The sequence below is a fragment of the Reichenbachiella faecimaris genome, assembly GCF_900176375.1.
Classification (GTDB): domain Bacteria; phylum Bacteroidota; class Bacteroidia; order Cytophagales; family Cyclobacteriaceae; genus Reichenbachiella; species Reichenbachiella faecimaris.
This window is the reverse complement of the sequence record NZ_FWYF01000003.1, coordinates 711805-737256: the sequence shown is the minus strand read 5'-3', so window position 1 is coordinate 737256 and position 25452 is coordinate 711805. Positions and strand designations below refer to the sequence as shown.

At 40.2% G+C, this 25452-nt stretch carries 20 protein-coding genes; 9 read left to right on the top strand and 11 right to left on the bottom strand.

What is annotated here, in order from left to right:
• Window positions 1–59: 59 nt before the first annotated feature.
• The 5 genes from B9A58_RS15895 to B9A58_RS15875 form a co-directional block, all read right to left on the bottom strand.
• Window positions 60–1577, bottom strand: a complete 1518-nt coding sequence (locus B9A58_RS15895; protein WP_084373855.1) for a RagB/SusD family nutrient uptake outer membrane protein — start codon at window positions 1575–1577, stop codon at window positions 60–62.
• Between the two features lie 11 nt (window positions 1578–1588).
• Complete coding sequence (locus B9A58_RS15890) at window positions 1589–4711, bottom strand: SusC/RagA family TonB-linked outer membrane protein (protein WP_084373854.1); 3123 nt, start codon at window positions 4709–4711, stop codon at window positions 1589–1591.
• Window positions 4712–5010: 299 nt separating this feature from the next.
• Window positions 5011–6666 carry a tetratricopeptide repeat protein gene (locus B9A58_RS15885; protein WP_084373853.1) on the bottom strand — a complete coding sequence of 552 codons (1656 nt, stop codon included), beginning with the start codon at window positions 6664–6666 and terminating at the stop codon, window positions 5011–5013.
• A gap of 135 nt (window positions 6667–6801) precedes the next feature.
• A complete protein-coding gene (locus B9A58_RS15880; RefSeq protein ID WP_221407870.1) occupies window positions 6802–7677 on the bottom strand; it encodes a DMT family transporter in 876 nt (291 codons plus the stop codon).
• 117 nt (window positions 7678–7794) lie between these two features.
• Entirely contained in the window at window positions 7795–9039 is a 1245-nt protein-coding gene (locus tag B9A58_RS15875) for a tetratricopeptide repeat protein (protein WP_221407869.1), read from the bottom strand.
• A gap of 234 nt (window positions 9040–9273) precedes the next feature.
• Here B9A58_RS15875 and tyrS point away from each other — a divergent pair, with 234 nt between their 5' ends.
• The 4 genes from tyrS to B9A58_RS15855 all read left to right on the top strand — a co-directional run bounded on the left by tyrS (window position 9274) and on the right by B9A58_RS15855 (window position 13989).
• Window positions 9274–10563 (top strand): tyrosine--tRNA ligase, encoded by a 1290-nt coding sequence (gene tyrS / locus B9A58_RS15870; RefSeq protein WP_084373851.1) that lies wholly within the window; start codon window positions 9274–9276, stop codon window positions 10561–10563.
• A 1-nt stretch (window position 10564) separates the two neighbouring features.
• Window positions 10565–12661: a thioredoxin domain-containing protein gene (locus B9A58_RS15865; RefSeq protein WP_084373850.1), complete on the top strand. Its 2097-nt coding sequence runs from the start codon at window positions 10565–10567 to the stop codon at window positions 12659–12661.
• A 39-nt stretch (window positions 12662–12700) separates the two neighbouring features.
• Window positions 12701–13267, top strand: coding sequence for a porin family protein (locus tag B9A58_RS15860; protein WP_084373849.1), 567 nt, complete (start codon window positions 12701–12703; stop codon window positions 13265–13267).
• Window positions 13268–13401: 134 nt separating this feature from the next.
• On the top strand, window positions 13402–13989 hold the full coding sequence (locus B9A58_RS15855) for a hypothetical protein (protein ID WP_139793931.1): 588 nt from the start codon (window positions 13402–13404) through the stop codon (window positions 13987–13989).
• 101 nt (window positions 13990–14090) lie between these two features.
• On the opposite strand, the gene B9A58_RS15850 is transcribed toward B9A58_RS15855, so the two are convergent.
• Complete coding sequence (locus B9A58_RS15850; protein ID WP_084373847.1) at window positions 14091–14618, bottom strand: ferritin; 528 nt, start codon at window positions 14616–14618, stop codon at window positions 14091–14093.
• Window positions 14619–14776: 158 nt separating this feature from the next.
• Entirely contained in the window at window positions 14777–15112 is a 336-nt protein-coding gene (locus tag B9A58_RS15845; protein WP_139793930.1) for a hypothetical protein, read from the bottom strand.
• Between the two features lie 90 nt (window positions 15113–15202).
• On the opposite strand from B9A58_RS15845, the gene B9A58_RS15840 reads away from it, so the two are divergent.
• The gene (locus B9A58_RS15840) at window positions 15203–15994 is read left to right on the top strand and encodes an MBL fold metallo-hydrolase (protein ID WP_084373845.1); all 792 of its coding nucleotides are present in this window, start codon (window positions 15203–15205) and stop codon (window positions 15992–15994) included.
• Window positions 15995–16084: 90 nt separating this feature from the next.
• On the top strand, window positions 16085–16879 hold the full coding sequence (locus B9A58_RS15835) for an MBL fold metallo-hydrolase (protein WP_084373844.1): 795 nt from the start codon (window positions 16085–16087) through the stop codon (window positions 16877–16879).
• Here B9A58_RS15835 and B9A58_RS15830 read toward each other — a convergent pair.
• A complete protein-coding gene (locus B9A58_RS15830; RefSeq protein ID WP_084373843.1) occupies window positions 16876–17244 on the bottom strand; it encodes a hypothetical protein in 369 nt (122 codons plus the stop codon). The two genes, B9A58_RS15835 and B9A58_RS15830, sit on opposite strands and share 4 nt — an antisense overlap.
• A gap of 169 nt (window positions 17245–17413) precedes the next feature.
• Here B9A58_RS15830 and B9A58_RS15825 point away from each other — a divergent pair, with 169 nt between their 5' ends.
• Window positions 17414–17755 carry a single-stranded DNA-binding protein gene (locus B9A58_RS15825; protein WP_084373842.1) on the top strand — a complete coding sequence of 114 codons (342 nt, stop codon included), beginning with the start codon at window positions 17414–17416 and terminating at the stop codon, window positions 17753–17755.
• A gap of 56 nt (window positions 17756–17811) precedes the next feature.
• On the opposite strand, the gene B9A58_RS15820 is transcribed toward B9A58_RS15825, so the two are convergent.
• Complete coding sequence (locus tag B9A58_RS15820; RefSeq protein WP_084373841.1) at window positions 17812–19899, bottom strand: ATP-binding protein; 2088 nt, start codon at window positions 19897–19899, stop codon at window positions 17812–17814.
• An 83-nt stretch (window positions 19900–19982) separates the two neighbouring features.
• The gene (locus tag B9A58_RS15815) at window positions 19983–21290 is read right to left on the bottom strand and encodes a glycosyltransferase family 4 protein (protein WP_084373840.1); all 1308 of its coding nucleotides are present in this window, start codon (window positions 21288–21290) and stop codon (window positions 19983–19985) included.
• Window positions 21291–21567: 277 nt separating this feature from the next.
• On the opposite strand from B9A58_RS15815, the gene pfkA reads away from it, so the two are divergent.
• Window positions 21568–22539: a 6-phosphofructokinase gene (gene pfkA / locus B9A58_RS15810; RefSeq protein ID WP_084373839.1), complete on the top strand. Its 972-nt coding sequence runs from the start codon at window positions 21568–21570 to the stop codon at window positions 22537–22539.
• Between the two features lie 61 nt (window positions 22540–22600).
• On the opposite strand, the gene B9A58_RS15805 is transcribed toward pfkA, so the two are convergent.
• A complete protein-coding gene (locus B9A58_RS15805) occupies window positions 22601–23263 on the bottom strand; it encodes a porin family protein (protein WP_084373838.1) in 663 nt (220 codons plus the stop codon).
• 210 nt (window positions 23264–23473) lie between these two features.
• On the opposite strand from B9A58_RS15805, the gene B9A58_RS15800 reads away from it, so the two are divergent.
• Window positions 23474–25450: a SpoIIE family protein phosphatase gene (locus tag B9A58_RS15800; RefSeq protein ID WP_084373837.1), complete on the top strand. Its 1977-nt coding sequence runs from the start codon at window positions 23474–23476 to the stop codon at window positions 25448–25450.
• Window positions 25451–25452: the final 2 nt, after the last annotated feature.

Below are 25452 nucleotides of genomic sequence, written 5' to 3'. Positions count from 1 at the left end.
TGGGAATACCCACCCCTAACCCCTCCCTTGGGAGGGGAATAGCTTATTCAACTAATGATTTAATCAATCAGTGGGTTACTTAGCTTTTCTCCAGCCGGAACTGGGAGGTAGCTGTCGCTTTCAACATTAAAATTGCCCACTCCATCTTTTCCGCTATTGGTGATGGCATCTTCGAGCACGTCGTTGCCCCATCGTCGGAGGTCGTAGAACCTGCTGCCTTCCAAGGCAAATTCTACAGCACGTTCATGTCGGATCGCATCGCGTACCTCTGTTTGTGAACTCGCACCCGTATTCGGCATCAAGGCTCTTGCTCTGACCTGATTGATCAGTGGAATAGCAGCTGATGTACTTCCCGATTCGTTTAAAGCTTCAGCTCTCATCAAAAGCACATCTGCATAACGTAACAAGGGTGTATTGATATCTGAAGCCTCGAATCTTGTCGCATCCCAAGGCGCTACATCTCTAAATAGGAATTTTTTCCATCCCAATTTAGTGGCACCTGCTCCAAATACTTCAGCGTAGGTATAACCATAGATATCTACATCTGGGTCATCAAAGAAAATAGAACCATACAACCTGGCATCATACTTTCCAGCGTCCGTGGAAGTTCTGCCTTCTGCCTGCATCTCATCCAACAATGCTTGAGTAGGCAACATGGCTTCCCAACCGCCCATTTCGGCCGCGGCTACATTGTAAATACCCGCGTACTCTACTGACGTGCCTCCGACTTCATTGCTGGTAAAGGCCAACTCGAAGAGTGTTTCATTATTCAACTCATTTGAACCGTCGAATAATGATGCATAATCAGCTTCCAAGTTGTACACATTCAAGTCCATCACTTGCTTGAGTGTGGCAGCTGCTTCGTCATACTTGTGCTGTTCCAGCTGCGCTTTGCCTAAGAATCCTAGAGCTGCACCTTGTGTGGCTCTTCCTTTATTATTGTCATCATAGCTTTCTGGCAAACCTGCTGCAGCCTCTCTCAAGTCTGTTTCTATCACAGCCCAGGCCTCTTCTCGTGAAGAGAGTCCTTTGAACAATTCCTCTCCTGACTGCGCCAGAAAATCAAACACCACTATCTCCTCCCAATTCATGAGCAATCTCATGTGGAATAGTCCACGCAGGAACTTGGCTTCCGCCAATAGCTCTGCCCTGCGCGCAGCAGGTACTTGATCGTCTGTCATCAGAGGCACGTTGTGAATCACCTGATTGGCAGTGGAAATGGCTATGTATTGCTGTCCCCAGTAGGTAGACATTCTACCATTATCATCTGTCACTCGATAAGAAGAGAAAGCTTCCTGATCTGGATAATTGGCGACTACATCCGCCCCAGCCTGACAAAAATCAGATCTGAAGTTGTCGATCACATAGACTACTTCTGTATGGCTCCAATAGCCAGCATTCAACTGACGATATGCGGCAGTCAATGCGTCATTGGCATTTGTTTCATTTTCCCAAAAGGTCTCAGAGCTGGTCTGATCCAATGGCACTTTTTCAAGGTCAGATTCATCACATCCAAAAGCCAAAAATGCCAATGATGCCAATAGTAACCCGTACCAGTTTTTATTATACAATTTCATATTTGTCTTGTTTAGAAGTTTACTTGAAGTCCAACCAACATGGTCTTGATATTAGGATACGTCGCATAGTCCGTACCTATATTGAGCGCAGCATTTGCATTGTCAGAGTCCTCATAATTCGAATAAGAAGTGGAAATTTCAGGGTCAATACCCGAGTAATTCGTGAAGGTGAACAAGTTCTGACCACTCACATATACTCTCACTTTAGATATGCCAATTTTGTCAGTCAATAAACTTGGAATGGTATAGCCCAATTGGATATTTCTCACGCGTACGTAATTTCCATTTTCGATAAACCGTGTGGAGTTTCTACTGGCGTTCTGGTTTGGATCACCATAAACTGCTCTTGGTATATCAGTGTTTGTGTTACTTGGTGTCCAAGCATTCACCCCTGTTGCGAGGTGGTTTCGGTAGTTGTCAAAACCTTCATAGTTCTGTCTGACGGCATTGTATAGTTTGTGACCACTTGCTCCATAAAGAGAGACCGTGAAGTCGAAACCTTTATACTCGGCCGTAAGATTTAATCCAAAATTGAATTTTGGCATACCAGAACCCGCATAAACCAAATCTTCATTGTTGAGCACGCCATCACCATTTACGTCTGTAAATCGAACGTCACCTGGTGCAGCATCTGGCTGTACGACTACAGTGTTTCCTTCGGCATCAGTCCCTGTATGCGCATCTACCTCTGTTTGATCCTGAAAAATACCATCTGTTTGATACACGAAGAACGCACCAATTGGGTATCCCAGCTTACTGATGTTAGCTGATGTCCCATCTAAGGTCGTGGGGCCACCAAAATACTCGTCTCCTTCACTTACGACCTTTGTGATTTCGTTGGAGTTGTGAGAAATATTACCACTAATTGAATATTGGAAATCACCCGTATTTTTTCTGTAGGTCAATTCCAGTTCAATTCCTTTATTGACTGCATCTCCAGCATTGACGAACGGATCCCAGAAACCTGATGAGGCGGGTAAAACCTGAGGAATAATCATATCCTCTGTGTTTCTCTTGTAGTAATTCAATTCACCAATTAGACGATCAGCAAACAAACCAAAATTTACGCCCACGTTGATAGTAGTAGCTGCTTCCCATCTTAAGGAAGGGTTAGGAAATGCCCGAAATGTTCGGCCAAAACCTTGCGTCTCACTCACACCAAATGGGTATCTGTATGGGCCAGAAGTAAATACTGCAAAGTCATAAGCACCAAGCGCGGCTTCACTGCCGAGTTTACCCCAACTGACTTTCAATTTCAAAAAACTAATCGTCTCTATGTTGAAGAATGACTCATTAGACAATTTCCAACCAATAGCAGCTGATGGGAAAGTCCCATATCTGTTGCTTGCTCCAAATCGTGAAGAACCATCTCTACGTACAGAAGCCTGTACGAAATATCTGTCGGCAAATGCATAATTCACTCGGCCATATTGAGACATTCTGGTTACTTCATACCCTGAACCAGAAGCATTAAACACACCTCCAGCTCCAGCATCAAAAGTATTGAAATCATCCTCATTGAATCCGATAGGTTCTTCCGTACCGTCGTCCAAAATCTGCTTGCCTTCTACTGATGTAGACATCCAGTCTTCTTCTATATCCTGTCGAGAAGCTCCCACCATCAAACCAAAAGTATGATCCCCAAAGGTCTTGTCGTAGTTCATGAATCCTTCGACATTTCTATTGAGTTCATGATTGTTACTTTCTTCCAAATAGTGGAATCTTGTTTGTCTTTTGTTTGCCACTTGATGTGGTCTAAACCTGGTGTAGTTGTCTGTATCTCTATTGTCGATACCAATTCTACCAGTGGCCTTCAATCCGTCTATGATGTCTACTGTCGCGCTGAAGTTAGTGACCAGATTTTTTATTTTTCTCGTGGCGTCCTTGTAAGCATTTTCGCCAATTGGGTTTTCATGATCTGGCTGATCCGCATAATCATCGTCTGAAATATATCCGTATCCATACGCTTTGGAGGCATCCAAAACTGGAACGATTGGCATGATTTCATAGCCGTTATTGATATTTCCTGTAAAGAAGTTATCGTCCATTTGGCTATAGAAAATATTGGCATCTAGCGACAGTCTTCCAACAGTGGTTCCAAGTTTGGTTCTCACCTGCTTTTTGTCGCGCTGCTCGTCAAGCAAAATTCCTTCTCGCTTGTTGTAACTACCAGATAGCATGTATTTGGTTTTTTCACTTCCTCCCTTTACGGTAATGTTGTAATTGCTAAATGCGGCATCACTAAACATTTCGTCCATCCAGTTGGTATTGGCTGCCCAGCCTTGATTGATAAAGTCTGGCTCTGATCTCCCTCCATTGTCTGCTACCGCCTGAACGATCTGCGTGTATTGAGATGCATTGGCGAAATTCAAAGTATTCTGAATCTTGTCCACTCCAAAATAAGAACTGAATTCCAACTGAGGCACACCAGACTCTCCAGATTTGGTAGTCACTATGATTACCCCATTGGCAGCAAGAGAACCATAAATTGAAGCAGCAGCAGCATCTTTCAATACTTCTACACTGGCAATGTCATCTGGATTTATTGCATTGATATCACCTTGAAGTCCATCTACAATCACTAATGGGTTGGTACCATTTACAGAACGAAGTCCACGTATGGTAATTCTCGTGTTGGCCGTAGGTCCTCCACTGCCTTTGATGATATTGACACCAGCCATCTGACCTTGCAAAGCATCCACTGGTGAATTGGAACTGAACTTGCGGATTTCATCACCTTTCACAGAAGAAATAGCACCAGTCAAATCGCTTTTCTTCTGTGTACCATAGCCAATGACTACGACTTCTCCCAATTGCTGAATATCTTCAGCCAAAGAGACATCAATGGCACTTCTCGATCCCACTGGTATTTCCTGAGTTACAAATCCAATAGAACTAAAAACCAGAATCGCACCCGATTCCACTTCTACTCTATATGCACCATCTAAATCTGTGATGGTTCCTTCTGTGGTACCTTTTACTACCACATTCACTCCAGGCAATCCCTGTCCATCCGAAGAGGAAGTGATTGTTCCAGATACACTAGCTGTCTGCGCAAGCGTGCTAAAGCTCAAAAAGCTCAAGCCCAACAGAAGCATCAGTAGCCTTTGATTCTTTTGTAAACAATTCATCATACTTTTTTAATTATGTTTTTAAATGGGTACTTAAAAATGAAAGCCGACGGCCTCATTATTCTTAACTAACATGAACCAAAAGTATGATTATTAAACGTCCATTTGACATTTATTACCCCTACACAGCCCCTACACAGTTGGGAATACGCCCCTACAAATGGAGTTGCCGACCAATAAAATATGTCTTGGAGCTAATAAAGTATCAGGTAGATGAAATTCATTTCTTCTTTAGAACCAGCGCGAGATTATATAATCGCTTGGTGAATTGTACAAACTAACTTCTAGTCGTCATTTCCTGTCTAAATATTCTGAAGGAATTCAGAAAAGTTGACTGTGCTGTCAATGTCCATTTTCTTGCGCAACCTTGAGCGCCCAACTTCTACTGATTTGAGAGACACATTATTAAGCGCTGCGATTTCTTTGTTGGACAAATTCAATCTAATTTGAGAAGACAGCTTTTTGTCATGGTCTGTTAGATCTGGAAATTTCTCCGAGAGCTTAAAGAGAAAATCTTGATGTACGAGTTCGGTATGTGTATAAAATTCCTCTAAATCTTGATTGATGTCCAATCTATGCTTGAATGACTTGACAGCTGCATCTACATGTGACTTATCAAAGTCAGCCTTTTCGATTTGTGCCAAGGACTGAATAAACTCATTGAACAGTTCGTTTTTTTGTGCAATGTGCATACCAAATGTGGTGAGTTCTTTGTTTTTGAATTCTAGCTCATTTTTTAGCTGCTCTTGAGTCAATTTGCTTTTTTCCAATTCAGCATCTGTCAATGCTTGCTTGGTTTCCAATATCAACTTGTTTTTGCGATATGAACTCCTCAACCTGCCCACTATCAGTAATACTACTAGTAAAAGGCCCACAAGACCACCTATAAGCATATTCCTACGGATATTGGATAATTGTTTTTCTTGCTCAAGCAGTTGAATTTCGGCTTCTCTTCTTTGTTTTTCATACCCTACCCGAAGTTCCATAAGTGCATAACTTTTCTCTTCAGATAGAATGCTTTCTCTCAAATCAGTATACTCTTGTATGGCATCAAGGGATTTTTTGTAATTCTGCTGGGCTGCATATAGAATAGATTGAGCTTGCAAATTCTCCATCATAAGTACCTTTTTATCAGCCAATGTTGCACTATTTATAATTCGTGACGCGCTGTCAAGTAGAATCTGTGCCTCTTCGTAATTTTTCAAGTCCAGAAAGGCATTCGCCATTCGATTCAGGCTTTCAGAGAATAAATCCATATCATCAAATCTCTGATTCAACACTAAGGATCTTCTTAAGTAATCTATGGCTTGTTGATTGCTACCCAATTTCTGATAGCAGGCTCCCATGTTACTTAATACTACACTTACCCTATGGTCATTTTTAGATGATTCTTCAATTTCTAACGCGCGTTCTAGATAAGACAAAGCCGTCTGATAGTTTTCCTTTTGCATATAGACCAGCCCTAATCCATTAAGTGCATTGCCTATTCGATCGATCTCTTCTAATTGTTCGTACAACTTCAACGACTCTTTATGGTATTTGAGCGATAGGTCAGAATTTTCCATGTCATAATAGAGCCAACCAATGGTACGGAGAATAAAAGCCAAGGCTGGCAAATCGTCTGATTGTTGTCTCAACTCCAAACATTTCAGGCCAAAATCCAAAGCTTCTGCATAATCATCCTTGTATAGATAGCCCTGACATAGGTTGAGATAGGCATAGCTCAGCTGTTCGTTATTTTGCTGTTTCTGAGCCATTTCTAGAGCCTTTTCTCCAAACATCAAGGTTTGATTTGGGTCTTTCCCCCAGTACAATTGAGCCAGATAGTTACTAGCCATCAACTTCATCTCGGGGTTTGAAGTCGATTCAAGGATGTGCCTGGTGCTATCTATTTCATTTTGGCAAAAGCCATTAGTAATCTGAAATAAGAAGAGTATAGAAAATAAGTATTTTCTCATGTGAGTATAATGCTGCCAACAAAGCTGACGATAATTGGGAAGTAATACAAAAATTGTCACACACTCTCTTCGAATCCGAATCTAGACAATCAAATCAGTGAATATTGTATCAGTACGTGGATTGAATAAAGAAAATTAAGCCTGTCTTTTTGCCGATTTTACAGATTCTACCAAAACGGCCACTGAAATTAGAAACCCACCAATCCATACATTGCCCTGTGGCAATTCATCCAAAAACAGAAAGCCTAGTCCAATGCCAATGAGTGGTGTGAGGGTGCTTAATATGCTAATTACAGTAATTGAGAAATTCTTAAAAGACACAACGAATAATGTGTGACCAATCGCAGTTGTCAATAATCCAAGGGTCAGTAACTTCCACCAATCTATGGCGATCATATCCAATTGCACCCCCATATCTCCCAAAAAAAAAATAGGACTAAGCAATACGGATAGGCCAATCACCTGCATGAACATCAACGTGATTCCTGAGTGATGTTGAACGTGCAGTTTGAGCATGATATTGCGCAAAGAGTAGGTAAGCGCAGAGCACACACCTATGACCACCCCAAGCGTTACATCATTGGTCAGATCGAAATCAGGGACTAAGAAAAACACACCAAAAAATGCCACAAAAGAAAGCGCTATATCAATTAATTTAGGTTTGGATTTCACAATGATAGGCTCCAAAATGGCCGTAAAAACGGGATATGTAAAAAGAGACAACATTCCAATCGCCACACTAGAATAATACAAAGCGTAGAAATAACTAACCCAATGCAATCCAAAAAGTATCGTACTGAAAACAACTACAGTAAGGGCCTTTGCTTCCTTAATCCAGAGTGGTAATTTCATGAATTTCAGTACCAGCCCAAGTGCCATGGCGGCTATTACACTTCTCAGCCAAATGGCCAACTCAGGCGATATATCCATAGCTCGTGCGAGTACTCCTGAAGTACTCATCACAACAATGGCTACTATTAGTTTGGGGAAATGGCTGGTAGTGGAATTCACTATATGCAAAATTTATTTCAGACAGTGAACATAATCAACCCCAGCCTAATTCATGAGAAATTTTTAGACTTTTGGAAATTCTATCTCTTGAACTTGAGTTACTTTTAAAAAAAGGGCTTACTCCAACTTAAAACAAACCTGCTCTAACGCTGGCTCTGCTCGCTCCTCACCCAGATCATAGGCGGTACGAAGCGACTCACAAGCTTCATCATCCTTATGGGCTTTCATATAGGCCAGTCCCATATTGTAATAGACCACGCCATCTCCCTTTTCTGACCTTAGGTATCTCTGGTAGTAAGTCACGGCTTGAGGGTAATTATTTAACTCTTGATAGGAATTGCCAATGAGCACGAAGTTTCTGACGAGCGTGTTGTCCGTATACACTGAGTTTTCAAAATCTTTTATAGCCGCCTTATGTCTATCAAGCTTGGCTTTGACCATACCTCTATTCATCAAATCATTAGCGTTGTCTCCTTTGATCATCAAAGCAGAATCGTAGTCCAAAAGAGCCTCCTCAAATTTACCCTTCTGATAATTTTCAAAGGCTCGTCTGGAAAAAGCCATAGCAAAATCACCTACGCCATAAAGAATTTTATTGATTTCATCTTTTTCTTTATCATCCACCAAAAAGCTCAAATTGTAAAGAGCCAGGCGATGATATTGATCTATTTCCAAGGCACTCCTAAAATCCTTTTCTGCACCCTCTGCATCCTCTTTGCTCAGCTTGAAAAGCCCTCTTTGCACATAATAATTCGGCTCATGATTATTGAGTTCAATGGCCTTGTCGAAATCGAGTATCGTAGGCGTATTGAATCCCATTTGCTCATAAGTCATCGCTCGTGCCAAATACACGTCTGCTTTCATGTCTTCCAAAGTCGCTATACCTGAGAATATCATTTCTCCTTTCTCATCATAAGAAGCTCCTTTGAACACAATGGCTTTGGTTTCGAAAGTCTCCACATTGTTGATCAAAAAAGTGAAATCAGTAGCCGCCTGCTTGTAGTTCTTTTGTTTGTGATAGATAAGTGCTCGCTTAAACAAAGCCGTATAGTTTTCAGGATTTACACGGAGTGCGGCTTCGAAATCTGTCAATGCACCTATGTTGTTATCCGCCAGTTCTTTGGCTTGCCCACGAGCAAAGAAGTATTCCGAAGAACCTCCAAACAACCTAACAGCACTGTCATAATACAATACAGCTAAAGGAAACTGTCCACGTCTTCCAGCTACATTTCCTTTTTGATAGTAATCTTCCGCTATTCTTTTTCTTTCTGCCGGACTGGCATTCAAGTCAGCCCGCTGGGCAAAACCTTCTATAGTGAAAGCAACAATAAACATCCATAGCCATAGGTGTGTTTTTTGCATTCTCATCGTAATAGTGTCAATCTTTCAAACTTGCTTCAAAATTTATCTGAAGATCAATAACAAACAATCACTTCAGACGACAGAATGTATTGTGAAATTAACCACATTAATTCTTCTGGTCAATTTACTCATTTTGTGTCAAAAATTTATTTTTTGGGATTATTATAAGAAGCATATTCAAAAATCCTTGAACCCTCTATCTTTGTCAACTTATTGAAAAACAATCAGATTACAATGACTAAGGATTTTGTTGAAGAATTGAAATGGAGGGGCATGATACACGACATGATGCCCGGTGTACAAGACCAACTAAATAAAGAGATGACTGCTGCCTATATCGGTTTTGATCCGACTGCAGATTCCCTTCATATTGGTAGTTTAGTTCAGATCATGACTTTAGTCCATTTTCAAAAAGCAGGACATAAACCCTATGCCCTGGTAGGTGGTGCTACTGGCATGGTAGGAGACCCTTCCGGGAAATCAGCAGAAAGAAATTTATTATCTGAAGATATTCTGAATCACAATTTGGAATGCGTCAGAAAACAATTGGAGCAATTTCTTGATTTCGACTGTGGAGACAACTCAGCCGAAATGGTCAATAATTACGACTGGTTCAAAAATTTTAATTTCCTTGATTTCATTAGAGATGTGGGAAAGCACATTTCCGTCAACTATATGATGGCTAAAGATTCGGTCAAAAGCCGCTTGGAATCAGGTATGTCTTTCACAGAATTTAGTTACCAATTGGTACAAGGCTATGACTTCTGGTGGTTGTACAACAACAAAAACTGCAAGGTGCAGTTAGGTGGCTCCGACCAGTGGGGAAATATTGTAACTGGAACAGAACTGATTAGAAGAAAAGGACAAGGTGAAGCCTGGGCGATCACCACGCCATTGATCAAAAAAGCGGATGGAACCAAATTCGGAAAAACTGAAGGGGGCAATGTTTGGTTAGACAAGAAACTGACCTCACCCTACAAATTCTATCAATACTGGTTGAATTCATCTGATGAAGATGCTTCGAATTATATCAAAATCTTCACTTTGAAAAATAAGGAAGAAATAGATGCATTGATTGCTGAGCACAAAGAAGCACCTCACATGAGAAAGCTGCAGCAAGAACTTGGGAAGGATATTACTACTCGCGTACACTCTGAAGAAGATTACAACATGGCTATCAAAGCCTCTGGGATACTATTTGGTAAGTCCACTACTGAGGATTTGGAATCTTTGGATGAAGACACCTTCCTTTCTGTGTTTGAAGGCGTGCCACAGACATCAATTTCTAAAAGCACTTTTGCTCATTCACAAAATGTAACTGATTTGCTTTCAGAAGAAAGTAATGGTATTGTTTTCACTTCAAAAGGTGAAGCACGTAGAATGATAAAGGGTGGAGGTGTAAGCATCAATAAGACGAAGCTGGAAAGTGAAAACCAAGCCGCAGATTTCAAATTGCTTAATGACAAATACTTGCTTGCTCAGAAGGGCAAGAAAAACTACTTCCTGATCACGGTAGAAGACTGATATGCACAAAGGACTCGTTTTATTATTGATGGTGGTACTATCCACCTACGCTTGCACGCAAAACATGGGACAAGAACACAAACACACCAATCATTTAATATCAGAAACGAGTCCTTACCTTCTCCAGCATGCGCACAATCCAGTCGATTGGTTTCCTTGGGGTGAAGTGGCACTCGATCTGGCTAAGCGCGAGGACAAACTGATGATCATTAGTATTGGCTATGCAGCCTGTCATTGGTGTCATGTGATGGAGCATGAATCGTTTGAAGATTCAACTATTGCCGCCAAGATGAATGCCCATTATATCTCTATCAAAGTAGACCGTGAAGAGCGGCCAGACATTGATCAGATTTATATGGATGCCGCTCAGTTGATGACTGGTCGTGGCGGCTGGCCACTCAATGTGATCACGCTGCCCGACGGAAGGCCAGTTTTTGCAGGCACCTATTTCCCAAAAGAAAACTGGGGAAAGGTGGTGGACTACTTTGCAGAAATGTATCGCACACAGCCTGGAAAAATGCTGGAACAAGCAGAAAAGATTACTGAGGGTATCAGTCAGTTAGAAGTGCCCGAACTAAATGAGTCTGGAACACCATTTGACTCTACATTTTATGCGCTAGCAGGACAAAAAGTAATTTCATCAATTGACCAGAAATATGGCGGACGACAAGGAGCCCCTAAGTTCCCCATGCCAGTCATCTACGAGTTCTTGCTCGCACAAGACTACTATCAACCCAATGAAGATATTAAAGCAGCTCTCAAAACAACTTTAGACGGCATGGCTGATGGCGGTATCTATGATCATCTGGGAGGTGGATTTGCACGCTACTCCGTGGATGAAACATGGACGGTGCCTCATTTCGAAAAAATGCTCTATGACAATGCTCAATTGATCAGCTTATATAGCCATGCCTATCAGGTCTTTGGAGATGAAAAGTATGAGCAAGCCGTCAGAGAGACCATAGCGTTTTGTAATCGTGAATTATCTGATCAATCTGGTGGATTTTACTCTTCACTGGATGCTGATAGCGAGGGTGAAGAAGGGAAGTTCTACGTGTGGTCTGAGAAAGAGATTGATCAAATTTTAGGTAGTGATTCTGAATTATTTAAAACCTATTATGGGGTTTCCAAAAAAGGGAATTTTGAGGGGCAAAATATCCTAGAGCGAAAAAAATCAATAAAAGCACTGTCCGACGAATTCAGCCTTTCCGAGTCTGAGGTTAAAATTCAAATAGAGGCTACTAAGACTAAAATGATGAGCGCTCGGAATGGCCGTATTCGCCCGGGACTTGATGACAAAACACTAACCTCCTGGAATGGGTTGATGATCATTGGACTGGTGGACGCGTACTTTGCTTTACAAAATGAGGACTATTTAGAAAGAGCCTTGAAAGCTGGCAAATTTGTCGGAACTAGCCAAATTCAAGAAGATGGTCAGTTGCTTAGAAACTACAAAGGTGGACAATCAACCATCAGTGGATTCTTAGATGATTATGCATTTACTATACTAGCTTTTACCAAATTGTATGAGGCGACTTTTGATGAATTATGGCTGGCAGAAGCCAAAAAATTAAAGGAATACGTGAATCTACATTTCTCAGATGAAAAAACTCAAATGTACTTTTACACCTCAGATCAAGACGAGAAATTGATCGCAAGAAAAATGGAATTGTCGGATAATGTGATCCCGGCTTCCAACTCAGCCATGGCAGAAGCGCTTTATCTGTTGGGCCAGTTTTATTACAACCCAAACGACCTGAATAGAGCCATTCAGATGGTTGCCAATATGGAAAGGGAGTTTGCCGAACAGCCATCGTTCTATAGCAACTGGGCTCGTTTGTATGGACTCATGGGGCAGCAGCATTTCGAAATTGCTGTGGTAGGAAAAGAAGCCCAAACGAAAAAATTGGCACTAGCTAAACCGTTCGTTCCTAACAAAATTCTTCTTGGTGGTGCCACGGAAGGGACTCTTGAACTACTAGATGGAAAGTTATCTGAGGGGCAGACGCTCATTTACGTTTGTGAAAACAAATCGTGCCTACTTCCAGTTGGTGAGGCTCAAAAGGCCATGGAACAAATTTTAAAACCAATAAATTGATCAATCAAATTCCTAACACAAGAACAAAAATCAACCAATATGAAATTCAAAAGATACACCCTCATAAGCTTAGTGCTTATCACAATCTCACTAGAAACAGTTGAGGCACAAGAAAAAGGAACCTTTAGAGTCAACGGAGGCCTTACCTACGGTTCAAAATTTGGTGTCGAAGAAGACTTTAGCGATTCTAAAGGTGCATTGGGGTTCAATCTCGGCGCCGAATATTTAGTCGGTGAAGATATTGGACTGGCGTTGGGCTATTCTCAGTATGCTAAGCAAAATGCCACATTCTCTGAGGATGGATTTACTATTGACGCTGAAGTTTGGGTCAGTACCATTGATTTTGATTTAAGGTATTATTTTCTATCTGACGCCGTCCAAGTTTATGGACTTCTTGGTTATTCAAATGTAAAGGTTACTGCCGAAATTTCTTTATTTGGATTTACTGAAAAAGATTCTGAAACTGACAATGCTTTCAATCTAGGAATGGGAGCAATGTTTCCTTTAAGTGAAAAAGTTGCCATCAACACCCAAGCTAAATGGCACAAAATGTCTGAAGAAGGACATTTTGTGGCCAACTTAGGCATCATGTTTCAACTTAATTAAAAGAAACTTAGCCACTCTAAAGTTACTTCCTGGTTAAACCATTGTAACGCCAAGGTAAACGGGCTACGCCGCCCGTTTATTAAATCATTAAGTCTATTAGTTGATGTAGAACTGCAAGAATAAAATACGTTATTTTGAGCACAACACTATTCGACCAGCTCATGAAATCAGTTACTCTTATTCTTACCTTACTATCCTTTCAGATGGCTAAGGGTGATTCAAACAAAATGGTACGTGACAAAGATGAGTATATCATCAGTCATGGTAAAACAATTTTTGGTGATACAGACATCAACCTTGTCTATGAAGATGCCATCATCAGATCGGGGAATGACATTATGCATTACCCTTCTAGTCAAATCGACAAAGTTGCTGTAATAGACCATGCTACGGGTGATGTAGAATTGTACCACTCTGGATCATTCGGACTCAATCAAAAACAATATTTATTTAAAATATTGGCAGAAGGACAAGCTACATTGCTTTATCGCGAGGGTTTGAACTTCAGCGCTTATGAAGAGATGGAATATCCTCCATTCTTTATTCTTATCGACAATCAGGTCTATTCTCTTAGCGCGGAGAAGAATGAGATGCTTAGGCAGCTTGACAATGGCTTCCAAAGGGAAATATCTCGTTATATCAAAGAGCATAAACTGGTACTCACTAATGAAGAGGATATGATCAAGTTGTTCAATTACTATAATTTGATGACTTTGGAGTAGGAGAAAAAATCACCATCAGTTTTTACTATTTAAGGTTTAATAAAAATAAAACCCAGCCTGGATTTCCAAGCTGGGTTTACCTTTATTAAGGGGAATATCTTTTACTCCTCTGTGTATTTTATTTTCAAAATTCGCTCGTCGATGAGCAACAATGACGCAGGGTCTTCTCCTAACATGTCGAAGAACTCTAACGCTCTTCTAGCCACAAATTCCTCCTCTACTTGCTCCTTCACAAACCATTGCATGAAGTTTTCAGTGGCAAAATCATTCGCTTTTCTGCAAGCAGCTACGATTTGATTTATGGATTCTGTTACGTTGATTTCGCTTTCTAATGCCAACTCAAAAACTTCTCTCAATGAGCTGAATTCATTCTGTGGTGCATCTACTGTTGCCACCATGGGCTGTCCTCCCATATCACTGACATAGTGAAACAACTTGAGCATGTGGCCTCTCTCTTCATTGCTTTGTTCGTAAAAAAACTGAGCACTATGATCATACCCATGCTGGTCACACCATGCCGCCATGGCCAAATAGGCTGCAGATGATTGTGCTTCCAACTTCACTTGCTTATTGAGCATACTCATGACACTGTCTTGAATAGCTACTTTTTGTCTCATTAGATCTTTCATGTCCACGTATTTTATGTTTATAAGGGTTGAACTTGAAATGCCAATTTCTACCCTTATTCAATATAAATATATACTATAGGTAACTAAATGAAGTGAAAATAGTTCTGACAAATCGGAATTTAGAACTAGTCTAATTTAGACTTACAGAAGATATTTGGCTAAACCAACGCTCGAACGAGGCGTTGTTGTACGATACTGTTGAGTTCCAGCATCACTAAAGTGCCTGGGATAAGGTCTTTCATTTCAATGATTTCATCCAAGGTCAATACCAAAAGATGCTCCTTGTTGCAAAGTGGGATGATTTCAATGGCGCTGAAGGAGGCATCACTTAGGAGCATTTCTTCCACATTCAACTGATCCAACTTGGCCTTGAAAGCAATCAATGCACAAACTGCCATACGATATTCCTTCCCCTTGTACTCAAGGTAAAAACGATTGTCTCTATCGTTTTGAAGAATTTTACCGTTTGTTGTATGATATATCTCGTGGATCACGATGCAAAGCTAGTTCTTATTTAGACTTATTACAAATAATACTTTGCGCAGTTTAACTAAATTACTTTTTCAATTATCAAACCCAATACTATGAATCGTATCATTTTTCTGATCATTCTTCTTGGAAAGTTTATTCCTGCCTTCGCACAGCACACTATCAATTATATCGCCAACGAAGGAATTCTTATTCAGTCCACGAGTAAAAGTATTTTGATTGATGCCATTTTTGATGATTACTATAAAGACTACAGTTCGCCCAGCGAACAAACAATCAGGCAGTTGAATGCCAAAGAGTCTCCTTTTCAAGTAGTGGATCTTCTCTTGGTCACTCACGCACATTTGGATCATTTCAATCCTGAAATGGTCTATAGATTTTTAAAGTCTCACAGTGAGACTGAACTCATCTGCCCTAATCAAGCCATAGATTCAATAGCTAAAAGCAACAGAAATATTGAAACATTGAACCCAAGACTAAATGGTATAATATCAAAAATGGGATGGCAATCATTGTTCTTAAAAGGTGTCAGCATCCAGACTGCTTATGTACGCCATGGTGGCCAACAAAACTATAAAGTCGACAATCAAATCTATCTCATCCATGTAGATGGCAAAAAAATATTGCACTTAGGGGATTCGGAAATGGACCCATCTCACTTTTCACAATTACAGATGTCTAAGCCTCCAATTGATGTTGCCTTAATTCCCTATTGGTATTTGGCCTACTCCCCTGGGATCGACATTATCAAAAACCAAATCAAGCCAAATAAACTGATTGCTATTCACTATCCAAAAGTGGGAGATCCAAAATCTTTGCAAAAAATTAGGGAAAACTTCCCTAACGCCGTTGTATTCATGGAAGAAGGCGAAAGTGTAGAATTTTAACGTATCTGATACTCACTGGAGTTTTTAAGATTCTGAATTCTATTAAATTTGTCATACTAACAACTAATGTTAAATAAACTTAATTAGTGCATGCGGTATTTGAGAAGCACATTCCTAGCATTTCTTTTCATTTTTTCATTTTCAGTCTTCAGTCAAAAAGCTACATATATTGCCAACAGTGGCGTGCTGATTCAGTCCGGTAGTAGCAAGATATTGATTGATGCTTTTTTTACTGATGGCAAAGGAAGATTTCTAACTCCTGAAAGTGCCCAGTTGGATGCCATGGTTGCAGAAAGGCCTCCATACAACAATCTTTCACTAGCACTGGCCACACATGCTCATCCTGATCACTTTAGCCCACAACAAATTGGAAAACTGCTGTTTACCAATAAGAAATTGAATTGTCTGGCTACGCCTCAGGTCGTGGACTCCATTGAAGCCGTGATGGTCAATTTCGAAAGTATTCATGATCGTACATTAACCTTTCCACTGTCTAGATCGTGGAAAACTTATACTCAAGAAGGGCTCACTGTAAAGGCAGCTTATTCAAGGCATGCGGGCAAGAGCAATGCTAAAGTGCAGGACTTGATTTATCTGATTGAAATCAATGGTAAAAAAATATTGCACCTTGGAGATGCAGATATGGATACAGATAGATTTGAAGAATTGAAATTAGATTTTGAAGAGATAGATATTGCTTTTGTTCCGTTTTGGTATATGACCAATTTTTATGGTGCTGAATTTGTAAAACAACACATAGCCGCCAAAAAAGTAGTAGCCGTACATGTGCCAGACAACTATAATCCACAGTCGCTAGCTAAGATCAAAAACTTCCTGCCAAATGCAATTATTTTTGATCAACCTGGACAGTCTGTTACTTTTTAATCCTCTGGCTTAACAAGCAAAAGCACGTGGCCATCTTCTAGTACCTGATACCCCTGATCATAGCAGTAATAAAACATTTCGCCCGATTTTGTCTCACGTGTATTGGTATGATAATCAAAATCGAAACCAGCACGGAGGAGTTGGTCGCGATGCACGCTTGCATGGTCGCCTACATTCAACTCTAAAAGAATTCTACGATTCTTTCGCAATGCGTTATTTACATTTCTTACAAAATTGGTAGCGTCTGCATTGACTCTATTATTGTAAGCATTTCGACAGGCATCCGAACAAAATTTCTTATCTGTCCTGCCAAAAAGTGGGCGCTCACATTCTGCACAAAGGCGTTGGTCGGTATTTTCCTTCATTTTTTTAAAGTACTGAAATACTGAAAGATATCCAATAATAAACGACTACAAACGGTTACAAGCACTTATTAACCGACTTCTGTGGTTCGCCATTTTCATATTTGCCATGTCAATCGACAAATTCATCTGCCATCAGGTGAAACATTATTAAAACTTAACTTTTAAAATTATGACTACTTTAAAAAACAACGTGCAATTAATTGGCAGATTAGGCAACGATCCAGAACTGAGGACTTTCGACAGTGGTAAGAAAATGACTGCTTTCTCTATGGCCACCAATGAAACCTATTACAATAATAAAGGTGAGAAAGTGACTGATACGCAATGGCACAACATTGTGGCCTGGGGGAAGAAAGCTGAGGTGATCGAAGGCTATCTGAAAAAAGGAAGCGAAATCGCCATTCAAGGCAAGCTGGTAAACAGAAAGTATGAAAAAGATGGGGTAACCAAATACATCACAGAAATCAACTTAGGTGAAATGCTTATGCTGAACAAAAAAGAGGAAGTATAAGTGATATTGAACCTCGAAGAAAGGTCAGCTCAAAAATTGGGCTGACCTTTCTTCATTTATGCCTTGGGCAGGTCAATGAAAAAAGTACTCCCAACTCCTACCTCACTTTCACACCATACTTTTCCCTTCATGGCTTCTACATATTTTTTTACGATTGGCAATCCCAGTCCAGTGGATGTTTCATTTTCAGTTGGCCGAATTGAAATCTTAGCGTATCTGGCGAATAGCTCTTTAATCTCAGATTTAGGGATGCCTTGTCCCTGATCCTGAACAGAAAACCTTAAATGGTTTCCTTGTTCAATTACCTTCACAAAAATCTCTGAATGCTGCTTGGAGAACTTTATGGCGTTGGTGCAGAGGTTTTCAAGCACCTGAAGTAAGTAATTTTCGTCGGCCTTGCAGTACAAGTCTTTGCTGGAATTGGCAAAGAATGATATCTGCTTGTTCTCCGCTTCAGGCGTGATATGATGAACCAATTTGGTTAAAATCTCTGACACATTTACATTGGTTACTTTCAGATTGATTTTTCCAACGTTGATCGCCTCAACATCTAAAATTTGATTGATTCTTTCTCTCAGCACATCAGTGGACTGATTGGCTAGCTCAATCATGCGCTCTTGTTCGCTCACCTCTGCCCCTTTTATGATGGCCAGCAATCCTTTGATGTTATTCAAAGGGCTACGCAAGTCATGCGCCACCATCGCGATAAGATCGTCTTTTTCCTTATTAAGTCCCGTCAACTGAGTTTTTTGATCTGAGAGGATCATAGAGAAATCCTTCTGTCTTCTGTAGAGATAGAAGAACAAGGCAACGACAAGTAGTGAAAGAAATATCCCAACAGTCAGGAATTGACTAATCTTATGCTCCTTCTCAGCCAGAGAGCGTTGATAATTATTGATCGTCTCAAGATCTTTGATATCTTCTTCTTTTTGCTCCAAATCATATTCTGTGCGCAATCGATTGATTTGTTCTTGAGATTCGTTGCTCAATATACTGTCCTTGAGTAGTTTATGCTCCTTATAATATCGGAGTGCTAATTCGTGATTATTGAGGGTTTCATAGTTCTGAGCCAATAAGTCTGTTAGTTCTTCTAACTTTTCTAGGAAGCCATGATTTGAAGCTAGCTCATACGCTCTCAAAGCGGACTTGTTAGAAATATCGGCACGTCCCATACTTTTAAGTGCTTTGGCCAAAACAATCTGATTACTCACCACAACGCCCCAATACTGCAAATCAATTGCTATGACGTCTGATTGATCCACATGATACAAGACCGAATCCAAATTGTTTATATTCAAATGAATTTCAGATAAATTATGATGAGCAATAGCTATGGCATAACTCATTTTATTTTTTTCGAACGCTCGCAAACCTGCTCTCACCCCTTGCAATGCCTCATCATATCGCTTCAAATCCTTATACAACATCCCCCTGTTTAATAATGCAATGGCCATACCTACCTCATCATCAAGACTAGCATTCCAGTCTATACTACGGTCATAATACTCCAAAGCTCCTTCAATATCTCCAAGCTTTTTGTACACAATAGCCACATTGTTTATCACTCCCGCATAAAGGCTACTATCATTGGTGGACTCATAAATCTTGGACGCTTTCAAATACATTCTAAGCGCCTTGCCTAGATTTCCATTATTATCGTGTAATGCACCCTGAAGAGAACACATATCAGCGTATGAGCTTGAATCAGATTCTCCCAAGTACAATTGACCAGCTGAATCCAGATGGCTCAATGCTTTAAAGTACTCATTTTGATTCCCAATGTAGTTGCCATATTGATGGTGAAGTTTAGCGCGTATTTTATTGGATAAGTCGGGGGACTCTCCTGCTTTGATAGCCGCTTTAAAATAATATGCACTACTATCACCATGCTGTCTGCGTACAAACTCTAATCCCTTTTCGATCAAAGATTCAACAAGCGCATCCGTGTTTTGTTCTTGTTGTGCATGGAAGACAGCTAAATCGAGAAAAAACAGAATAGAGTCTGAATCATTAGTCAGAAAAGATTGATCTAAGTATTGATCCGCCTGACTCGAAGTCTGAGTTTTCACTTCTTCACTAGCAAGAATGGGCCATCCTGCTAGCATAAGGCAAATGAAACAATAAAATCTTACGACATTTCTCATAATCCTCAGTTCACCTTTCGGTAAAAGCTTACAATTTAAGTCAATCACTAAAAATTTTGGTTAGGTGGTGTAATTATATTAGTTCAACCAATCAATTCATTGAGCTTCTCAGACAATTGATTGGTTAAGTGTTTTCTCGAAAACTGATCGGTTTGTTTGGTTTTCACTTCTGAAATCCCTGATTGGAATCGAGTATAATTCTCGAATATCATACCTTTGATTTGTTGCCTCTCCTCCATTTCAAAAACTTCACCTGCTTCAGTGGACTGTAATATATCATTCACTTCGCTTTTCTTTTTACCAATAGCCAATATTGGTTTTTTAATAAGGAGATATTCAAAAAGTTTACCTGGAATAATCAACTGCTCTTCATCCTTGGGGTTGAGTAAAAGTAAGAGGATATTGGAATCCCTGTAATAATTAAACACTTCTCGATGTGAGATATAATCCAAATGAGTAAATCTGGCGCTAAGTACTGCTGACGATTGAAGCCGCACCAAAATTGATTCGCTTACCATACCAGCCAACAGAAGTTCTAAATCATCTTGAAAGTGTGGGATTTCCACGCACAATTCTTCAAGGCAGTCCCAAAGAACTGCAGGATTTCTCAGCTCATTAAGTAGGCCTAAATGGGTGATTCTAAATTTAGTCTGTGTGTTGTCTGACGTTGCGCTTACATAATCATCTGGATCAAATCCATTGGTAATTACGGAAATAGTACTTTTACTATTCTTTTCTAATAAAGATTTTTTGATTCCCTGACTTGCTGTAAGTACATGATCTGCATTTGCCAAAACCTTCCTTTCCAGTTTTTGATGCATTCGTCTGGCGATACCCTTCACACCCAGTTTATCCAATAAATCCCAGTCAGACCAAGGGTCTCTGAAATCGGCCACCCATTTCACTTTACATTTATTTTTCAAACCCAGCCCAATCAAATGCATGCTATGAGGTGGCCCTGTAGTGACTACCACGTCGATGTTTTGTTCTTCTATATAAGAAGATAGAAATTTGACAGACGGCTTCACCCAAAAACGGCGCGGATCAGGAATAAACAAATTTGCCCGTATCCAAACACTCAGTTTATCTACCAAAGACATTTTTGCCTTTTCAATCACAATACCCTGCTTGAGTTTCTCTTTCTTTTTAAAAAGTTTCTTGTATAAACCAAATGGCTCCCAAATGGGAAACTTGAGTACTTCCAAGTCTGGGCTAATATCCTTGTCCAAAGAATCATCTTTCAAATCAAACTCTGGGCTCTCAGGAGTAAATACGATAGGTTCCCATCCGAATTGTGGTAGGTACTTCACAAACTTGAGCCAACGCTGAACACCACCACCACCGCTAGGCGGCCAATAATAGGTGACAACAAGGATTTTCTTTCTGGTCATATTTCATCCACTAGGATTGGCTAAATAAATCAAAAATGAACGGTAAGTGATTAAAATATGAAATTTTAAAAGATTAGACACATTGAGTAGATGAAATCACAGAATTCAAGCATATTATTAATGAAATTTTAGTTTTTTATGACTTACTTTGAATCCCCAAAACATTACAACACCCAAAAACGGTATAAAGGTTAAGCCCGCCCTATGCACTAGAACAATGTCATAGTTTATTATAGTACACCTGGCGGATGAAGTATAAAATTTTAGTAAATACCTTATGAAAAAAATCGCATTATTTACCTCTGGGGGCGATGCACCAGGCATGAATGCCTGCATTCGATCTGTAGTGAGAAGTGCCATTTACCTAGACCTAGAAGTCTATGGTATTAAATATGGGTACGATGGGATGATCCGCGGCGAAATTTCAAAAATGGAGTCTTACTCTGTAAGTAATATCGTGCAGACTGGCGGCACCATTCTCAAATCAGCAAGAAGTGAAGATTTCCGAACCAAGGAGGGAAGAGAAAAAGCTTACAAAAATCTCAAGAAACATGGCATTGAAGGCTTAGTGGCCATTGGTGGTGACGGCACATTTACAGGAGCCAACTTGTTTTATGATGAATTTGGCATTCCGGTAGTTGGTGCGCCAGGAACAATCGACAATGATTTGTATGGATCAGATTATACGATCGGATTCGATACTGCTGTAAACACGGCTCTTGATGCTATTGACAAAATTAGAGACACAGCGGCCTCGCACGACAGAGTATTCTTTATTGAGGTAATGGGACGTCACAGCGGTTATATCGCCATCCAATCAGGTATTGGTGGTGGAGCCGAGATGGTGATGGTACCTGAGACTTCTACTACAATTGATGATGTCATCAAGAAACTCAGAGAAGGCAGAGACAATAAAAAGACGTCTTCCATCATCGTGGTAGCTGAAGGTGATGAACAGGGCAGTGCGCTGCAAATCGCGGAAAGAGTGAAATTAGAAACACCTAAGATGGATATACGGGTGACCAGTTTAGGTCATATCCAAAGAGGTGGTGGGCCTACAGCTTTTGATAGGATTCTTGCTTCGCGACTTGGGCTAGCCGCAGTAGAAGGCTTGATGAATGGCCAGAAAAATGTAATGGTAGGTGTAATCGACAACAAGATCACATACACTAATTTGAAACTCGCGATATCTAAGTCAAAGCCACTCAACGAAGAACTGATCAGATTGACTAAAATCTTGAGTATCTAAAAAGTAATATAAACACACACAAGATATTACGAAGAGAGGTTTCAAAATGAAACCTCTCTTTTTATTTATCCCCAAAAGCGTAGGAAGCTGAGATTTGAATCATTGAGTTTTTCATTGAAGTAACGCTTCCAGCACTTGTTCCTGCTTCTTCTATCATTTCAGAAAATCCTTTCGACCACCTGAGCGAACCACTCACATTATATTCTGGAATAGTAAGCCCAATGCCAATAACTGCCGCAACATCCAATCCTTTGATCTGATCTTTCACATCTACGCCTGAACCACCAGAAAAAGATACTTCTGCCTGGATAGGAATACCGAATTGGGGGCCAGCTAGGGCATGGAAATATTCAAGGAAATTGTATCGGCCAAGCACAGGAATTTGAATCATATTCAATTTGAATTCATGTTCTTGCGTATTATTGATCTTATACTTCCCACCTTGCATGGAGTAGTATATTTCTGGCTGAATGGCAAAAAGTTCAGCGTCTATGGTCGCATATATTCCTACATGAAAACCAATATTACCAGTCCCTACATCAGACAATTCACTCCCCCCAGTATTCAAAGCGTTGATTTTAGGTGAATTGAAGTTGACACCTCCCATCACCCCAAACTCTGTTTGAACTTGAGTTCTAGACCGAGACCGGGATCTAGACCGAGATTGCGCGTACATCAACTGACTGACTAACAACAAGGCGATTATGAATAGTGACTTCTTCATGGTTCTAGGTTTTGAATTTCGATACTAATGACCACTAAGATTCGTAAAACCCCAATCAAATGCAAAATTCTATTTGGCTCACTGCAGCTGGATATTAAGTTTTAATTACCAATTCTAATTCTTCCTTTTTCTAATTAACAATTCCTTTATACCACTTTTCCTGCTTCTCAAACCTTCCTATCTAGTTTTGTTCAACCTTAATAAAAAGCTATGAATCTTTATTTGAAGTTTGTCCTCCTCGGACTATCCCTCGTTATTTTCACTTCTGTTACTATCTTCCTCTTTGTCAACAACACAGTTGAGAAAAACCTCAGTGAAAGTATCCTTTCTGAGCATTCGCAGAAAGCAGAGATCAGTATCAACAACATAGATCGCTTCATCTATGAGCGGCTGAATGATGTGAAGAATTTCGCCAAGCTGCCTGCCTTCAGGGACGAAAATCCAAATTTAGACGAAGTCAACAGAATGCTTAGCGAAATCTCGCATGCGAATGAGTTGTACTACAGCTTTTCGTTTTTTGATATGAACAGATTTCGTCTGGCAGATAGCAAAGGACTTTCAGTCGGCAAGCAGCACGGACTGCGTCTATATTGGACACATATCAATGACAACACAGAGGCAATCATGGACATTTCTAAATCAGAATCTGTGGGACGCGTGGTGCTTCATTTTGCCTCTGTAGTAAGGAATAACGCGAATCAACCCATTGGTGTATTTGTAGGCCGAGTTTTGATTGAAAATCTATATGCAGTAATCAGCAACCAATCTCAAGGGGAGGAATCCAACAAACACGTACAAATGGACTTACTAGATGAGAACCTGAATATTCTTTATTCTAATCACGAGCCAGAAAAAGTATTGATAGCAAAGTACCCTGATGTGATCCCAGAACAAGTATTGGAACTTAAGAAAAAGGAAGGCAGGTTCTCTACTGATGATAATCTCTATTTCTATCATCGTCAAGAGGGATACTTAAGCTTCCCTGGCAAGGGTTGGCTATTTATCATTAATACTTCAAAAGAAAACGCATTCGCTTCTCTTTCAGAAATGCGTACTACGATTTTGATGGTGGGCATTGTGATTCTACTGCTGTCCTCAGGGCTTACCATCTATTTGGCCAGGGTGATTTCTAAACCCCTCAAAAAACTGCGCTCTGCGGCCGTAGAGATATCAAAAGGAAATTATGACGTACAGATTGAAGGGAGCAACAAGGACGAAATAGGTTATCTCATCCGTCAGTTCAACGTAACCTCTCAAAAATTAAAAACCAAAGAAAATAACGAAAAGAAAATCACCAAACAGCTGATGGAAAAGAATCAGGAGATTCAGCAGCATCAAAATAAAATCATTACACAAGCCAAGGCAATCAACCGCGCGTACAAGGAAATCAAAACACAGCACACGATGGTGCATTCCAGTCTGAGCTATGCAGAGAAAATACAAAACGCAATTTTGCCAGATGAGAAGCTGTTATCAGATTTCTTCCAGGATTATTTTGTGTATTACAAACCAAAGGACATTGTGAGTGGTGACTTCTACTGGTTCAAACATGTAAAAAACAATACAGGCAACCATTTGATCATTGCTTGTGCAGATTGCTCTGGGCACGGGGTTCCTGGTGCCTTTCTGTCCATGCTTGGTATCAATGCACTCAATAATGCCATCCAGTATACGACGGACTACAATCCTTCTGCATTATTGGCCAAAGTGAATAATGATATTATCAGTACACTGAGCCAGAATTTTTCGGAAAATGAAGCCGTTCAAGAAGGAATGGAAATGGCCATTTGCACCATTGATCTTACCTACAATATTATGAAGTATGCGGGAGCAGGCATTCCGCTTCTCCTATTCAAGGACGGAGAATGGAACCTGACCAAAGGCAACAAACTGCTTCTAGGCAGAAACTTCAGCAACGACAAACTGCAAGAGCAGGAAATAGAACAGCATTCTTTCAACCTTTCTAGCCATGATACTTTTTATCTTTATTCTGATGGGTTCAAAGACCAAATTGGAGGCAAAGAGCACAAAAAATACTTACCTAAAAGATTCAGAATGTATCTGGGCATGATCGTGCAGAAAGCCATGATGATTCAAAAGAATCTTCTGGACAAAGAACTACAGGACTGGAAACAGAGCACACCACAAACAGATGATATGCTAGTGATGGGTTTTAGAATAAAATAGGT

What these genes read in the sequence shown, in the direction of transcription:
- B9A58_RS15895 (WP_084373855.1), bottom strand. Translation starts at nt 1,577, where the DNA reads ATGAAATTGTATAATAAAAACTGGTACGGGTTACTATTGGCATCATTG.
- B9A58_RS15890 (WP_084373854.1), bottom strand. Translation starts at nt 4,711, where the DNA reads ATGATGAATTGTTTACAAAAGAATCAAAGGCTACTGATGCTTCTGTTG.
- B9A58_RS15885 (WP_084373853.1), bottom strand. Translation starts at nt 6,666, where the DNA reads ATGAGAAAATACTTATTTTCTATACTCTTCTTATTTCAGATTACTAAT.
- B9A58_RS15875 (WP_221407869.1), bottom strand. Translation starts at nt 9,039, where the DNA reads ATGCAAAAAACACACCTATGGCTATGGATGTTTATTGTTGCTTTCACT.
- tyrS (WP_084373851.1), top strand. Translation starts at nt 9,274, where the DNA reads ATGACTAAGGATTTTGTTGAAGAATTGAAATGGAGGGGCATGATACAC.
- B9A58_RS15865 (WP_084373850.1), top strand. Translation starts at nt 10,565, where the DNA reads ATGCACAAAGGACTCGTTTTATTATTGATGGTGGTACTATCCACCTAC.
- B9A58_RS15860 (WP_084373849.1), top strand. Translation starts at nt 12,701, where the DNA reads ATGAAATTCAAAAGATACACCCTCATAAGCTTAGTGCTTATCACAATC.
- B9A58_RS15850 (WP_084373847.1), bottom strand. Translation starts at nt 14,618, where the DNA reads ATGAAAGATCTAATGAGACAAAAAGTAGCTATTCAAGACAGTGTCATG.
- B9A58_RS15840 (WP_084373845.1), top strand. Translation starts at nt 15,203, where the DNA reads ATGAATCGTATCATTTTTCTGATCATTCTTCTTGGAAAGTTTATTCCT.
- B9A58_RS15835 (WP_084373844.1), top strand. Translation starts at nt 16,085, where the DNA reads ATGCGGTATTTGAGAAGCACATTCCTAGCATTTCTTTTCATTTTTTCA.
- B9A58_RS15830 (WP_084373843.1), bottom strand. Translation starts at nt 17,244, where the DNA reads ATGAAGGAAAATACCGACCAACGCCTTTGTGCAGAATGTGAGCGCCCA.
- B9A58_RS15825 (WP_084373842.1), top strand. Translation starts at nt 17,414, where the DNA reads ATGACTACTTTAAAAAACAACGTGCAATTAATTGGCAGATTAGGCAAC.
- B9A58_RS15820 (WP_084373841.1), bottom strand. Translation starts at nt 19,899, where the DNA reads ATGAGAAATGTCGTAAGATTTTATTGTTTCATTTGCCTTATGCTAGCA.
- B9A58_RS15815 (WP_084373840.1), bottom strand. Translation starts at nt 21,290, where the DNA reads ATGACCAGAAAGAAAATCCTTGTTGTCACCTATTATTGGCCGCCTAGC.
- pfkA (WP_084373839.1), top strand. Translation starts at nt 21,568, where the DNA reads ATGAAAAAAATCGCATTATTTACCTCTGGGGGCGATGCACCAGGCATG.
- B9A58_RS15805 (WP_084373838.1), bottom strand. Translation starts at nt 23,263, where the DNA reads ATGAAGAAGTCACTATTCATAATCGCCTTGTTGTTAGTCAGTCAGTTG.
- B9A58_RS15800 (WP_084373837.1), top strand. Translation starts at nt 23,474, where the DNA reads ATGAATCTTTATTTGAAGTTTGTCCTCCTCGGACTATCCCTCGTTATT.